The sequence below is a fragment of the Pseudomonas sp. Root562 genome, assembly GCF_001427125.1.
In the GTDB taxonomy this organism is placed as follows: domain Bacteria; phylum Pseudomonadota; class Gammaproteobacteria; order Pseudomonadales; family Pseudomonadaceae; genus Aquipseudomonas.
The window spans coordinates 558796-573801 of sequence record NZ_LMGK01000012.1; the positions used below are offsets into that span (position 1 = coordinate 558796).

Below are 15006 nucleotides of genomic sequence, written 5' to 3' on the forward strand. Positions count from 1 at the left end.
AATATCGCCTATGACCCTCAGCTTCGACCTGTCGGGCCCCACTGCGCAGCCCCGGGTTATTCGTAAACAATACGCCATGGAGATGGCGGTCGAACGCACGCGTCTGCTGTATCAGGGCTCTCTGCTGCCTACGCTGTTCATGTTGATCAATGGTCTGGTCTGCGCCGGTTTACTCTGGAGTCCGCAGCGTTACTTCCTGGTCACGGTCTGGCTGGTATGGCTGCTGTCACTGGTGGCATTGCGGGTGATTCAGGTTGCCGCCTTCGATTCGGCCATTCCCAATCGTCAGGCTCACCCCATTTGGCTACGCATGTTTTTATTGGGCTCCGGCCTCACCGGCCTGACTCTGGCGGGTGCCGGCATCGCCCTGGTTCCCGCCGATAACTTCATTCAGCAGGCCTGGGTCTTCGGCCTCATCGGTGCCGCGGCGCTTTCCGCCAGTGTGGCTTATGCGGTCAGTTTGCCGGCCTTTCTTTCGTTCACCTTGCCCTGTCTGCTGCCGGCCATCGCTTACATGTTTTGGGGGGGAGACGAGCAGCAGCAAGGTTGGGGCTGGTTTGGATTGATTCTGCTGGGTGCACTGAGCGTGGTTGCCTGGCAGGTCAATCGTTTGATCGATCGGGGCTTGATGCGACGTTTTCAGAATCAGGCGCTCATCGAACACCTGCAACAGGCACAAAGTTGCAGTGACCAGCTCAATCAGAAGCTGGCCAAGGAAATTGAGCAACGCCAGCGTGCCGAAGAAGAATTGCGGGAAATCCAGACCGACCTGGAAAACCGTGTTGCCCAGCGCAGCCTCGAACTGGACGCCGCCAGCCAGGCGTTGAGCAAGAGTGAAGCACGCCTGGCGCTGGCCCTGAAGGCCAGCGAATTGGGGCTGTGGGACTGGAACCTGCAAACCGACGAAGTTCACCACACGCAGATTCAGGAATTGTTCGGCCTGGAGCCGGAACAGGTGACGGGCATTTTGCGTCACCTCAAGCCGCGGCTGCACCCGGAGGACCTTCCCGGACTGAAAAGAGCACTGGTCGAGCATTTGAAAGGGCGCACCGAGGACTATCAGATCGAATATCGCGTGCGGCATGGCGACGGCCACTGGGTCTGGATCGAGGACCGCGGGCGGGCAGTCGAGCGTGGCGAAAACGCAAGGGTGATTCGCATGGTCGGCACCCGTCGCGACATCAGCGTCAGCAAAGGTCTGGAAGAGCAGCGGCAGCTGGCCGCGACCGTGTTCGAAGCGGCCAGCGAAGGCATTGTGATTTTCGATCCGAATTACAAGCTTATCGCGATCAATCAGGCTTTCAGTCGGGTGACCGGCTACGACATCGAGGACATGATCGGGCGCAATGTCGTTGAATTACCGTGCAGCCGCGATGCGCGTCGGCATTACGCGGCGATTCACCAGGCGCTGGAACAGCAGGGCAGTTGGCAAGGCGAACTGGTGGAAACCCGCAAGAACGGCGAGATGTATCCGCAATGGCTGCAGCTGAACGCCGTACGCGATACTCGGGGAAATGTCAGTCATATCGTGGGCTTCTTCGCTGATCTTTCGGCGCGCCGAGAGTCCGAAGAGCGCATGCGTTATCTTACGCATTACGACGAACTGACCGGCCTGGCCAACCGCTCGATGTTCCGCGAACGACTCAGCGAAGCGCATCAACGGGTGCGTCAGGGCGGTTATCGCAGCCTGGCGTTGCTGCACATCAATCTGGACCGCTTCAAACAGCTCAACGACAGCCTGGGGCATGAAATCGCTGACCAGTTGTTGCAGAAGATGGCTCGACGGTTGGTGAATGCATTGCCGGAAGCGGACACCATCGCGCGCCTGTCCGGTGACGAATTCGCGGTGCTGTTCAACGCTTACGGCAACCTGTCGAGCCTGGCGCGGGTGGCGACGCGTCTGGCGAGCAAGTTGCGGTTGCCGGTGACCATTGATGGGCATGAGCTGGTGGTCAGCGCGTCGATGGGCATCAGTTTATTGCCGGACAGCGCCCGGGATATTTCGGCATTGGTCAGTCAGTCGAACATGGCCATGCAGCACGCAAAGCATCTGGGAGGGAACAACTTCCAGTTTTATACCGACAGTTTGCAAGCCAGCACGCTGGAGCGTTTGCAAATGGAAAACCAACTGCGAAAGGCTGTCGAAGAGAAGCAGTTGAAGGTGTTTTATCAACCGAAATTGTGCCTTGCCACGGGCAAGTTGAATGCCGCCGAGGCCTTGGTGCGTTGGGATCACCCGACCATGGGCCGAGTGCCTCCTGGGGATTTCATCGGGTTGGCCGAGGAAACCGGGCTGATTGGTCCGATAGGCGAGTTCGTACTGCGTCAGGCTTGCTGGCAAGCCTGTGAATGGCAGCGGCAGGGACTTGAAGCGATTCGGGTATCTGTGAACCTGTCCGTGCACCAACTGCGACAGGGCAAGCTGGTCAGTCTGGTGCGCCAGGTCCTGGAAGAAACCGGGCTGGAGCCGCGCTACCTTGAGCTGGAACTCACCGAAAGCCAGTTGCTGGACAGCGTCGAACACATCATTGCGACGTTCCAGCAATTACGTGATCTGGGCGTGAAACTGGCGATTGATGATTTCGGCACAGGCTATTCGTCCTTGAGTTATCTGAAGCGGATTCCCGTCGATTACGTGAAGATCGATCAAGCGTTCATTCGTGGCCTGGGGGAGGGTAGCGAAGATGCGGCGATTACTCGGGCGATCATCGCCATGGCGCATGGCCTGGCATTGAAGGTTGTGGCGGAAGGCGTCGAGCGGATCGAACAGCTTGAGTTTCTGAAGGCTGAACACTGTGATGAAGTGCAGGGGTATCTGGTCAGCCGCCCGGTAGAGGCCGAAACCCTGGCCGGCTTGCTGCATGCTCAGGCCGCCAGTTGAGTAGAAGGCGTCCCGGTCTCAGCAGCTGAGACTGCGGGACGCCTGAATTGCCGGAAGCGCAATTGATGCTTAGTGGGTGATCGATACTTTATCGATATGGTGCAGCAACTTTCCTTCGTAGAAGATGCTCACGCTGCAAACATCAGAGTTGCCCGGCACTTTGTATTCTACAAACTTGTCGGTTTCGACTTGCAGCGAAATTTCATTGGAGTTTTCCAGTTTAAGTTCCAGGCGCAAGTCATAGGATTTATCTTGCTCTTCGCTCACTTCCAGCTTTGGTGTAATGCCCGTATGCGCCACGGTTACGATGCCATAGGTGCGAAACGAAGCGGCGCCTGGCATGCGGTCGATCTGTGCGGTCCAGCCTTTGGTTTTAATAGTCATGATGTGTAGCTCCTTTAGTTTTGATTCGCTTCCTGCGCAATTAATATACCCAGCTGAAGTTTGCTTTGGTTGAATTTTGTCAGTTTGATTTGTAAATCGGCGTGTGTTGTTATCGAGTGCTCATGCCGCATTGGTTTTATATATTGCCAAGTAACTAAGTAAATATTTGCCAGTTCAAAACCAGCGCTTCGGCCCCGCGTCATGAGTGCTACATGAGGCGCGGACGCCAGAAATCGAGGGATTCGGTAACGCATTGAGCAGGCAAAAAGCCAATTCATGTAGTATAACTACAAGCGTGCTACATCCCCGGCACCTGCCAATAACAAAGAGTCCAGCCCTTTGAATCTGCTGCAACACATCGCCCAGTCACGTCACCTGTTACGCAAGTCGGAGCTCAAGGTCGCCGATCATGTGCTGCTTGACCCTGCGGCTGTGATGCACAGCTCCATGGCCGACCTGGCCCATAGCGTAGGCATCAGTGAGCCGACCATCGTGCGCTTTTGCCGCGCCATCGGGTGTTCCGGGTTCCAGGACCTGAAACTGAAGCTGGCCCAGAGCCTGGCAGCCGGTGCGAGTTTCGGGCAATTCGCGATCCATGAAGACGATTCGGTGGCCGACTACAGCCTGAAGATCTTCGACACCACGTTGCATACCCTGATGGAGGTTCGAGAAAAGCTCGACCCACTGGAATTGCAGCGAGCAGTGACGCTGATGTCCCAGGCGCAGCGGGTCGAGTTCTACGGTTTTGGCGCTTCGGGTGCGGTAGCAGCAGATGCGCAGCACAAATTCTTTCGTTTGTTGCTGACCGCAGCGGCGTACTCCGATCCGCATATGCAAGCGATGTCGGCGGTGACGTTGAAACCGACAGACGTGGCGATCTGCATCTCCCAGTCCGGGCGCTCCAAGGATCTATTGATCACTGCCAATCTTGTGCGTGAGAGCGGCGCTTCGCTGATTACCCTGTGCCCGAGCCAGACACCGTTGGCCGAGTTGTCGACGGTCAACCTGGCGATCGACGTGCACGAAGACACCGAAATCTACACGCCGCTGACCTCGCGTATTGCCCATTTGGTGGTAATCGACGTATTGGCGATGGGCGTGGCAATGGCGCGCGGGCCGAGCCTGGTCAACCACCTCAAGAGCGTTAAACGCAGTTTGCGCAGCTTGCGGTTGTCGCCCAAATCGGTGAAAGCGCTGGACGACTGACTTCAAGGCCGGTGCGGCCCCTGTGGCGAGGGAGCTCGCTCCCGCTGGGTCGCGAAGCGGCCCCAGAATTGTGCGACTGCTGCGCAGCCGAACGGGAGCAAACTCCCTCGCCACAGGACCAAACAACATTCATCGGTCTGTAACCATCAAGCCGCCAAACCGTCATCCCCCACGCCTATCTTGAAACTCCCGTACTCGTCTTGGGAGACTTGAAATGGCCCTGCCTTACGAAGAACGCAACAGCGCTGTCAAAACCCGTCGTCAACAAGAAGATCAACGGCGCATGGAGTTTCGCCGCGCTATTGAAGATCGTTGCGAGCGCCGTCAGCTTCTGGCCGAGATTGGCGATTTTCCTGAAGATTTCGAGCTCAATTATTGACAGGCTGCGCCGACAGCTTCCCGGCGAAGCGCTCAACCAGGCCGCTGATCTGCACCCGCTCGCTGCGCACGAACGCAAGGAAGGCGTGAGCCACCGGTGACAGCCGTTTAGCCTTGGCTTGCACCAGACACCAGCTGCGATAAAGCGGCAGTTCTTCGACCGGCAACTCGATCAACCCACCGGTCGCCAGTTCGAGGTTCAGGGCGTGGCGCGTCAACAACGCCACGCCCAGACCCGCCAGCACGCATTCGCGTTGAGCTTCGGCTGATGACACTTCCTGTGTCTGGTTGAAGTGCACGCGCTTTTCCTTGAAGTACTCTTCGCACGCCAGGCGTGTCCCCGAACCGGGCTCGCGCAGCAGCAGGGTATAAGGTTCCAGATCCTGCAGGCGCAGGGGGCCCATGTGGCACAGTGGATGATTCGGTGGCGCCACGGCGACAATCGGATTGTTCAGGAATGGCAGGAATTCCAGGCCCATGTCCTGTGGCACCATGGACATGATGACCAGGTCGTCACGGTTGTCCGAGAGGCGTCGAATCACCTGCCCCCGGTTGACCACCGTCAATTGCAGGTTGACCTCCGGATGCTGGCGCTTGAACGCGGCAAACAAGTGCGGAACGAAGTACTTGGCGCTCGATTCCACCGCCAGTTTCAATTGACCCTGGAGGGAGCCCTGCATGTCCGATAGCTGCATATCGAGGTTTTCCAGGCGCCCGAAAATGTCCCGGCTGGCGCGTTGCAGTGCTTCGGCCGCTTCGGTCATGTAGAGTTTTTTACCGACGTAATCGAACAATGGCTGGCCAACCAGTTCTTCGAGTTGGCGAATCTGCAGGCTTACGGCCGGTTGTGTGAGCGACATTTCGTCGGCTGCGCGGCTGTAGGACCTCAAATCGCAGACTTCGTTGAAGATCTGCAACTGACGCAACGTCATACGCATCAATGACTTACGCATTTTATTAGTCCTCTCGCCGCTGGCTGATGCAGCAACTATAAGTCTTTACTTATGCGTGACCCAATAATTATTCATTTTTGTTAATCCCTTGTGGGCGCTAGTGTGGGGCTGCGACCAAATTGAAACATTTGGTCACGCGTCGACCTGGTCTAGCAGGTCGTGGGTACCACCGGCTCAAGGGAACCTCCAAGTGATAAAAAAGATCCTGATCGCCAACCGTGGTGAGATTGCCGTACGCATCGTGCGTGCCTGCGCCGAGATGGGCATTCGCTCGGTCGCGATCTATTCCGATGCCGACCGTCATGCCCTGCATGTGAAGCGTGCGGACGAGGCCCACAGCATTGGCGCCGAGCCATTGGCGGGCTACCTGAACCCGCGCAAGCTGGTGAACCTGGCCGTGGAAACCGGTTGTGATGCATTGCACCCCGGCTACGGCTTCCTCTCCGAGAACGCTGAACTGGCAGACATCTGCGCAGAACGCGGGATCAAATTCATCGGTCCATCGGCTGAAGTGATTCGCCGCATGGGCGACAAGACCGAAGCCCGCCGCAGCATGATCAAGGCTGGCGTGCCGGTTACCCCAGGTACCGAAGGCAACGTCTCGGGCATCGAAGAAGCCCTGACCGAAGGCGATCGTATCGGCTACCCGGTGATGCTCAAGGCCACTTCCGGTGGCGGCGGCCGCGGCATTCGTCGCTGCAACAGCCGCGAAGAGCTCGAACAGGCGTTCCCTCGCGTGATCTCCGAAGCCACCAAGGCGTTTGGTTCCGCTGAAGTGTTCCTGGAAAAATGCATCGTCAATCCCAAGCACATCGAAGCGCAGATCCTGGGCGACAGTTTCGGCAACGTCGTGCATCTGTTCGAGCGTGACTGCTCGATCCAGCGCCGCAACCAGAAGCTGATCGAGATCGCCCCGAGCCCGCAACTGACCCCTGAACAGCGCGCCTATATCGGTGACCTGTCGGTGCGTGCAGCCAAGGCTGTGGGTTACGAGAACGCCGGTACTGTGGAGTTCCTGCTCGCTGAAGGCGAGGTGTACTTCATGGAGATGAACACCCGGGTGCAGGTGGAACACACCATCACCGAAGAAATCACCGGCATCGACATCGTCCGCGAGCAGATCCGCATCGCTTCCGGTCTGCCGCTTTCGGTGAAACAGGAAGACATCCACCACCGTGGATTTGCCCTGCAATTCCGGATCAACGCCGAAGACCCGAAAAACAACTTCCTGCCGAGCTTCGGCAAAATCACCCGTTACTACGCGCCCGGCGGTCCCGGCGTGCGTACCGACACGGCGATCTACACCGGTTACACCATTCCGCCGTTCTACGACTCCATGTGCCTGAAACTGGTGGTGTGGGCGCTGACCTGGGAAGAGGCGATGGACCGTGGTTTGCGAGCCCTGGACGATATGCGTCTGCAAGGGGTGAAAACCACCGCCGCGTACTACCAGGAAATCCTGCGCAATCCGGAATTCCGTAGCGGCCAGTTCAACACCAGTTTCGTTGAAAGCCACCCTGAGCTGACCAACTACTCGATCAAGCGCAAACCCGAAGAGCTGGCCCTGGCCATCGCCGCCGCCATCGCCGCCCACGCAGGCCTGTGAGGAATAGAACAATGTCCAAGAAGATCCATGTAACCGACACCATCCTGCGCGACGCCCACCAATCGCTGCTGGCGACCCGCATGCGCACCGAAGACATGCTGCCGATCTGCGACAAGCTCGACAAAGTCGGCTACTGGTCGCTGGAGTGCTGGGGTGGGGCGACGTTCGACGCCTGCGTACGTTTCCTGAAAGAAGACCCGTGGGAGCGTCTGCGCCAACTGCGCGCGGCACTGCCTAACACGCGTCTGCAAATGCTCCTGCGCGGTCAGAACCTGCTGGGCTATCGCCACTACAGCGACGACGTGGTCAAAGCTTTCGTTGCCAAGGCCGCGGTCAACGGCATCGACGTGTTCCGCATCTTCGACGCGATGAACGACGTGCGTAACCTGCGCGTGGCGATTGAAGCGGTGAAAGCCGCAGGCAAGCACGCTCAGGGCACCATCGCCTACACCACCAGCCCGGTGCACACGATTGATGCTTTCGTGGCGCAAGCCAAGCAAATGGAAGCCATGGGTTGCGACTCGGTGGCGATCAAGGACATGGCCGGCCTGCTGACCCCATACGCCACCGGTGAACTGGTGCGGGCGTTGAAAGCCGAACAGTCGCTTCCCGTGTTCATCCACTCCCATGACACCGCCGGTCTGGCGACGATGTGCCAGCTCAAGGCGATTGAAAACGGTGCCGACCACATCGACACCGCGATCTCCAGCTTCGCCTCGGGCACCAGCCACCCAGGCACCGAATCGATGGTGGCTGCGCTCAAAGGCAGCGAATTCGACACAGGCCTGGACCTGGAGTTGTTGCAGGAAATCGGCCTGTACTTCTACGCCGTGCGCAAGAAGTACCACCAGTTCGAAAGCGAATTCACCGCTGTCGACACTCGTGTTCAAGTCAACCAGGTGCCGGGCGGGATGATTTCCAACCTCGCCAACCAGTTGAAGGAGCAGGGCGCGCTGAACCGCATGGGCGAAGTGCTGGCCGAAATCCCGCGCGTTCGTGAAGACCTCGGCTTCCCTCCGTTGGTGACCCCGACTTCGCAGATCGTCGGCACCCAGGCGTTCTTCAACGTGCTGGCCGGTGAGCGTTACAAGACGATCACCAACGAAGTGAAGCTTTACCTGCAAGGTGGCTATGGCAAGGCACCGGGCACCGTGAACGAGAAGCTGCGTCGCCAGGCCATTGGCAGCGAAGAGGTAATCGACGTTCGTCCGGCCGATCTGCTCAAACCGGAAATGGCCAAGCTGCGCGCTGACATCGGTGCATTGGCCAAGTCCGAAGAAGACGTGCTGACCTTCGCGATGTTCCCGGATATCGGTCGCAAGTTCCTCGAGGAACGTGCTGCCGGCACCCTGACACCTGAAGTGCTGTTGCCGATTCCTGAGGCCGGTGGTGTTGCATCGGCTGGCGGCGAAGGCGTACCGACCGAGTTCGTCATCGACGTGCACGGCGAAACCTACCGCGTCGATATCACTGGTGTTGGCGTCAAGTCCGAAGGCAAGCGGCATTTCTACCTGTCCATCGACGGTATGCCGGAAGAAGTGGTGTTCGAACCGCTCAACGAATTTGTCGGCGGCGGCAGCAGCAAGCGCAAGCAAGCCACAGCTCCGGGCCACGTCAGCACCACCATGCCGGGCAACATCGTCGATGTGCTGGTCAAGGAAGGCGATTCCGTCAAGGCTGGCCAAGCGGTGCTGATCACCGAAGCGATGAAGATGGAAACCGAAGTGCAGGCGGCCATCGCCGGTAAAGTCACCGCCATTCACGTGGCCAAGGGCGACCGGGTGAACCCGGGCGAAATCCTGATCGAAATCGAAGGCTGAGTTAACAGCCTCGATCTACCGCTTTAAACCTCGGGGGAGCATGTGCTCCCCTTTTTTTTGCCTCGGGTTTGGGCTCTCAGAAACTCATTCGCCACTGACCTGTAACGCCGTGGTTGCGGCTGTCGGTGCCGATCTCACCCGTGAGGCCGACGGCCAGCGTGTGTTTCGCTGAAAATCCAAGGTCCAGCCCGGCATCGACCAGCAGGCTGTCACGATCCAGTGGCACGCCGGAAACGGTGAAGTTTTTCCCACCCGTAACTATTTGTTGGCGAGTATCGCTGTAGACGTCCCCGTAGGTGTGTTTCCAGCCAGCGCTGAACCGCGGGGTCAGTTGCATGCCGTTATCCAGCGCGGTGAGCTTCGCCAGTCGCAGGCCGAATGTGCTGTTCAAATTGTTCTGCGTTTGACCGTGTACCTTCAGTGCCGCTGCACCACCTTTTTCCGTGAAGGTATCGCGCTGATAGCGTTGGTAGCCCAGGCTGGCAAACGGTTCGATGCTGACATTCGCCCGGCCCAGGTTGTAACCCAATTCCGCGAAAGCCTGCTGGGTGCTGGCATCGTAGCGGCCTTCGGGGCGGTCGCTGAAACCTTTGAAGGCAACCCGTCGTTTAGTGCTGCCATCGTGGCTGCTGTAGGTCGCACCCAGTCGCATTGACAGGGGACCGTTTTGACGCAGGGCGTAGGCGCCCACATGCCAGCTATCGAGATTGCCGTCGAGTCCGCGACTGTTCAGGCGCGTGTCGGATTTGCCGCTGATAACACCCAGCCGCCAGTCCTCTGCAATACCCCAGTCCGCTCCGATTACCAGCCCGTGGGTGGTGTGTTTCAGAGCATCGTAATCGCGATCCAGGGTCCCACCATGACCCAATGCTTGCAGCCAGACCCGACCATTGTCTTCGCTGCCGGCAGCGAGGCGTGGTGCATTGCGCCTCGTGGCGTTGCCAAAGCCACTGGCACTGTCCAGCTGACGCATGGCTGAGAGCATGGTTGCGCTGATTGGGCTGTCACTGTTCAGGGTCGCCTTCGCGAGGTTGGCGTTTTGGCTGGCGGCCAGTTGCTCGATGGCAATAGACGCGGTCTGTTGGTCAGCGCGGAGCAGAGCTGCGACCGCAGCGTTTGTGGGGATGGGTGCCTTTGGTAGTGTGGCGACGGATTTGTCAGTGGTAGATGCCGTTGCAATGGTGACGATCTGGTTATTGGCAGCGGGTATTGCGGCTGTGGCAGGCTGTTCAGTGGTAGTTGCCGTTGCGGCTGTCGACAGATTCTCATCGGCAGTAGTTGGAATTAAGGCAGGAACGGATGAATCGGCATCCGTGGATAGATTCGGGTCTTCTGCGGCAGAGGGTGTTTGGAGCTCCATATCGTTAACGCTGTTTCCGAGTTCCCTGCCGTTATCCGTGATGGCGGCATTGGCCATCGACACGTTGTTGCGGACGAAGATCAAGCCTACAGTCTTGTCCTGGTAGTCGAGCTTGGGTGTGAGGAACGCAAGATTGTTGAGAACTTTCCCGAATTCGCCTTCGACTTTGCTGGCAGCCAGGATGGTTTTTTCGCTGATCAGCGGGTAATCACCCGATGCCGCCACGATGTTCAGTGTGGCGCCGCCGAGGTTGGCGGTGCCATCGACCACAATCGTTTCACTGTTGAGCCCATCATCGATCTCGTAGCTCAACTCGGCGGTTTTCGAGAGATTCAAGTCACCTTTGACCTTTGGTGCACCGTGCAAACTGTTGACAGAAAGTTTTCCATTCACGGTGAGGGAACCGGTCAAGCCGCTGCCCGCAAAAACGCCTTTTTCTTCAACCTCGACGTCGCCTTCGATAAAGCCCGGGTTGTTCAGGAAACCTCCCGGTCGCACCGTCGCGCCGCCGCCAATCTTCCCATTGTTGACCAGCGTTCCCAGGGTCAGTGCCCCACCCAGAATGTGCCCTTCGTTGATTAGCGTTGCTTTTGAACGAATCAAGACCCCAATGTTGAAATCACCAGAGCCATTCACGGTCCAGGTGCTGCGTTTGAGCTCCAGACCTGCAAAACGTCGACTGTCGTCCAATGTGCCACCGCTCGCGGTATCGAGTTGCAGGAAATTGTCCCCGCCACCACCGTCAATCAACCCGGAAAGGGCGCCTCGGCCAGATACAATGACCAGGTCATTTCCATCGCCGAATGTCCGGTTAACGCCATCCGCTGCTTTGCCAATGGTCTGTTTGTCAGTGGTGGGATCATTGATGAATGCATCGAGTGCCGCCATGAGCTGCTCCGGTGTTGCATCCGGAGCAATGGTGGTATCGATGGACACTTGCTGGGCAAGTGAAATTTCAGCGCAACCCACTGCGAGCGCAATCGCCAGCGCCAGATGTTTCGGTCGGTATTTGTGTTGAACGGGCATCGAGTACGGCCTCTTTTGACAGGAAGCCAAACTCTAAAAGGCAGTGAAAAATATCGATGTCAGGCGCATCCGCAGGTGTTGCGGCTGATGTCGGAATGGGGCGCAGAAAAAATACAGCCACCTAAAGGTGGCTGTATTTATCTGAGAAATAAGACGATTGTTCTTACAAAAAATCAGGACGAGTGCGGCCAGCGGGCTGTCAGAAACTCATCTGCCACTGCCCGATCACTCCATGGTTGCGACCGTTGCTGCCGATTTCTCCGGAATAGCCAACGCCGACGCTATGGCGTGCCGAAATGCCCACATCCAGTCCGGCTTCCAGCACCAGGCTGTCGCGATCCAGTGAGCTGCCATCCACACTGAACGCTGTACCACCGACCACGAAGGCCTGGCGTGTCGAGTTGCTGACATCGCCGTAGGTGTGTTTCCAGCCGGCAGTCATGCGCGGGGTCAGGCTCATGCCGTTCTCGAGGCTGTTCAGGTGCGCAAGGCGCAGGCCGAAGGTTGTGCTTAAGTTGTCCTCGGTTTGACCGTCGACGTGCAGGGCCGCAGCGCCTCCTTTTTCTTCATAACTGTCGCGGTGATAGCGCTGGTAGCCAAGGTTGGCGAACGGTTCGGCGCTGAGGCGACCGTTGCCCATGGCGTACCCGAGTTCGGCGAATGCCTGTTGGCTGTCGGCCTCGTAATCACCTTTGGGCCGGTCGCTGAAACCGTTGAATGCCACGGTGCGTTTGCTTTCACCCTGATGACCGCTATATGCCGCGCCGAGGCGCAGAGCCAACGGGCCGCTTTGGCGCAACGCATAGACGCCGGCGTGCCAGCTTTCGACATTGCCATCGACGCCTGTGGCGTCCAGATCGGTCTTTGAATAACCGCCAAGCACACCCAGTTTCCATTGCCCATCGAGCGCCCAATCGGCGCCCAGTACCGTGCCTTTGCTGCGTTGTTCAAGTCCGCTGCTGCCGTGTTCGCCGTCGAGTTTGCCGTAGCCGCCAATGGCTTGCAGCCAGAGTCGGCCTTGGGCATTCGGGTCATTGAGGTTGCGAGCATCACGGGGGACGCCGTTCGCGGCGAGGACCGGCGTGTCCCGTTGATCGAGGCCCACCAGTAAAGCCGAACGGCCGCCCATCTGATGCATCGCCGACAGCATGCTGGCGCCGATCTGGTTACTGACACCGAGGGTTGCGCTGGCCAGGTCAGCGTTGCTGGCACCGCTGAGCTGCTCGATGGCTGCACCCGCGGTTGCGCCGGTGGTGTTGAGCAAGGCGTTGTACAGCGTATTGTTTTTGCCGAGGGAGGCCAGGCTGTTGGCGGCGCTACTGCCATTACCGGTGACGGCGAATTCGTTGAAGGCGACATCGTTACGGGTGTAGGTCAGGTCGACCCGGGTTGGCGTATAAGCCAAGGTTGGCGTGATAAACGCGTAGTCGCTTGTGACTTTGCCGAAGGTGCCGTTCACGACCGCTGCCTGCAACACGGTGTAATGGCTTTGCCACGGATAGGTGCCACTGCCGGGGTTTACGGCCAGCGTCGCGCCGTTGAGATTGGCCGTGCCGCCGACCATGATCGGTGCGCTGCTGCCATCTGCATTTACGCCGTATGCGATTGTCGAGCCGCTACCCATGGTCAAGTCGTGGGTGACGGTCGCAGTGCCGAGTTGGCTGTTGGTCAGCAGAGTGCCATTGACCATCAAGTTGCCCACCGAACCGCCGCCGGCATACACGCCACCTGCATCGACAGTCATGCTGCCGCTGATGCCACCCTGGTTGATCAGCGTTGCGCCGTTACGTATCGCACCACCGTCACTGAAATCTGCGCTGCCGTTCAGGGTCCATACCCCTTGCTCGACCTCCAGCCATTCGAAGTGGCGACTGTTGCCGAAGCTGCCGCCCGACGCATCGTCCATCACTACACGGTCGTAACCGCTGCCGCCGTCCACAGTCCCAATGAATCGGCTGCCGTTGCGCAAGCTCAGGCTGTCGTTACCACCACCAAGGTCCAAAGCCAAGCCATTGCTGCCGCTGATGGTGCCGCCGTTGACGACGCTGTCAGCGAACTCGCCGACGAACTTCACGCCGAAACCATCGAGACCCTGGATGGTGCCGAAGTTTTCCAGCGCGGTTGCCGCGAGGCCCGAGCCGCCGCTGCCGTCGTCAACCAGAATGGCACTTGTGGCACCGCTGATCATCGCGCCTTGGGCGTTCAGCACATAACCACCGCCCAATGCGATCCCTTCGCTGCCGTTGGTGAACCCGTTCTTGTCCACACCGCCGGCACCAACACCCTGGATCGTGCCGTAGTTTTCGATGTGGGCGATGTTGTCGATGTCTACGCCATCGCCGTCGCCATTGGGTTGCAGGCCGGAATAGGCGCCGGTGATGGTGCCGTGGTTGATCACCGTACCATCGCCGTCGGAACCGAAACCGGAGCCGTTGCGCCCGGTCACTTGCCCATAGTTGGTGAGGGTCGCGCCCAGATCGGTGGTAATGCCGTGGCGTCCACCGGTAATGGTGCCGTAGTTGGTAACCGTCACGCCGGTGGCCGAGTCGATGTCGACGCCGTCGAATTTCTGGTCGGCGTTGTGCGAGTCGCCGGTGGAAATTTCGCCATAGTTGGTGATGGTTGCATTGGCGCCGGTCTTCATGCCGTCGCTGGCATCACCACGAATCAGCCCGCCCGCGCGGTTGATGATGGTGGTCGTGACCCCGGTGCTGCGCAGTGCATCGAGGTCCAGGCCTTGGCCGGTTGTCGAGCGGATGATGCCGCTGTTATCGATCAACAGGCTGCCACTGACGAAGTTGCTGTCGATGCGCAACGCGTCGTTGAAGCCGAGAATCTGGCCACCGGCGCGGTTGTAAATGCTGTAGTTGCGCGCCTGGGTCAGGTCGCCGCTGCTGTCGATCGCCCGTCCACCGGTAGAAACGATCTGCCCCGCGTTATCGATCACCACGCCGACACCGGCCGTACCGTCCTTGAGGCTGACAGCCTTGCCGGTATGGGTAATGCTGCCTGGCGCGGAGATCGTCAATGTGTCTGCACCGCCGAGGGTTTGCGCAGTGGTGGTGGCCGTGTCGATCTGCAGGTTTTTGTACGGCGCGGCAATGGCGCCTGTACTGATCACCAGGCTGATGACAAGTGCCAAATGCTGGGGCGGGGAGGTCATGATGGACGGCCTTTTGTTATAAGCAGGGCGTCCTGTATAGCGGAGGGTTTTTACAAATTGATGTCGGGCTTTGCAGTGAGATCTGCATTTAAGTGCAGATTTACCGCTACATTTTTTAAAAATCTGCATTTCTTTGCATATGAGTTCTACGTGATGTCAGAGAATCTGCACTATATTGCAATCAAGGCGCATTTGACTGGCAATAATGTGCATTAAATTGCGGATATCC

At 58.5% G+C, this 15006-nt stretch carries 9 protein-coding genes; 5 read left to right on the top strand and 4 right to left on the bottom strand.

The annotated features are described in order from the left end of the window. Window positions 1-10 precede the first annotated feature (10 nt). Window positions 11-2881 carry an EAL domain-containing protein gene (locus tag ASD60_RS12645; protein ID WP_056854319.1) on the top strand — a complete coding sequence of 957 codons (2871 nt, stop codon included), beginning with the start codon at window positions 11-13 and terminating at the stop codon, window positions 2879-2881. 69 nt (window positions 2882-2950) lie between these two features. Here ASD60_RS12645 and ASD60_RS12650 read toward each other — a convergent pair whose 3' ends face one another. Next, window positions 2951-3265: a hypothetical protein gene (locus tag ASD60_RS12650; RefSeq protein ID WP_056854320.1), complete on the bottom strand. Its 315-nt coding sequence runs from the start codon at window positions 3263-3265 to the stop codon at window positions 2951-2953. Between the two features lie 339 nt (window positions 3266-3604). Here ASD60_RS12650 and hexR point away from each other — a divergent pair, with 339 nt between their 5' ends. Beyond that, entirely contained in the window at window positions 3605-4471 is an 867-nt protein-coding gene (gene hexR / locus ASD60_RS12655; protein ID WP_007954250.1) for a transcriptional regulator HexR, read from the top strand. Window positions 4472-4685: 214 nt separating this feature from the next. Further along, window positions 4686-4850 carry a PA3496 family putative envelope integrity protein gene (locus ASD60_RS29155; RefSeq protein ID WP_177336572.1) on the top strand — a complete coding sequence of 55 codons (165 nt, stop codon included), beginning with the start codon at window positions 4686-4688 and terminating at the stop codon, window positions 4848-4850. Here the strand turns inward: ASD60_RS29155 and ASD60_RS12660 are convergent. Continuing rightward, on the bottom strand, window positions 4840-5802 hold the full coding sequence (locus tag ASD60_RS12660; RefSeq protein ID WP_056854321.1) for a LysR family transcriptional regulator: 963 nt from the start codon (window positions 5800-5802) through the stop codon (window positions 4840-4842). The genes ASD60_RS29155 and ASD60_RS12660 overlap by 11 nt on opposite strands. A gap of 190 nt (window positions 5803-5992) precedes the next feature. Here ASD60_RS12660 and ASD60_RS12665 point away from each other — a divergent pair, with 190 nt between their 5' ends. After that, the gene (locus ASD60_RS12665; RefSeq protein WP_056854322.1) at window positions 5993-7408 is read left to right on the top strand and encodes an acetyl-CoA carboxylase biotin carboxylase subunit; all 1416 of its coding nucleotides are present in this window, start codon (window positions 5993-5995) and stop codon (window positions 7406-7408) included. Window positions 7409-7419: 11 nt separating this feature from the next. Beyond that, window positions 7420-9228: a sodium-extruding oxaloacetate decarboxylase subunit alpha gene (gene oadA, locus ASD60_RS12670; protein ID WP_056854323.1), complete on the top strand. Its 1809-nt coding sequence runs from the start codon at window positions 7420-7422 to the stop codon at window positions 9226-9228. A gap of 76 nt (window positions 9229-9304) precedes the next feature. Here oadA and ASD60_RS12675 read toward each other — a convergent pair whose 3' ends face one another. Together ASD60_RS12675 and ASD60_RS12680 are read right to left on the bottom strand one after the other, a co-directional pair. Further along, the gene (locus ASD60_RS12675; RefSeq protein ID WP_442965994.1) at window positions 9305-11476 is read right to left on the bottom strand and encodes an autotransporter outer membrane beta-barrel domain-containing protein; all 2172 of its coding nucleotides are present in this window, start codon (window positions 11474-11476) and stop codon (window positions 9305-9307) included. A gap of 337 nt (window positions 11477-11813) precedes the next feature. After that, window positions 11814-14777, bottom strand: a complete 2964-nt coding sequence (locus ASD60_RS12680) for an autotransporter outer membrane beta-barrel domain-containing protein (protein WP_056854325.1) — start codon at window positions 14775-14777, stop codon at window positions 11814-11816. Window positions 14778-15006: the final 229 nt, after the last annotated feature.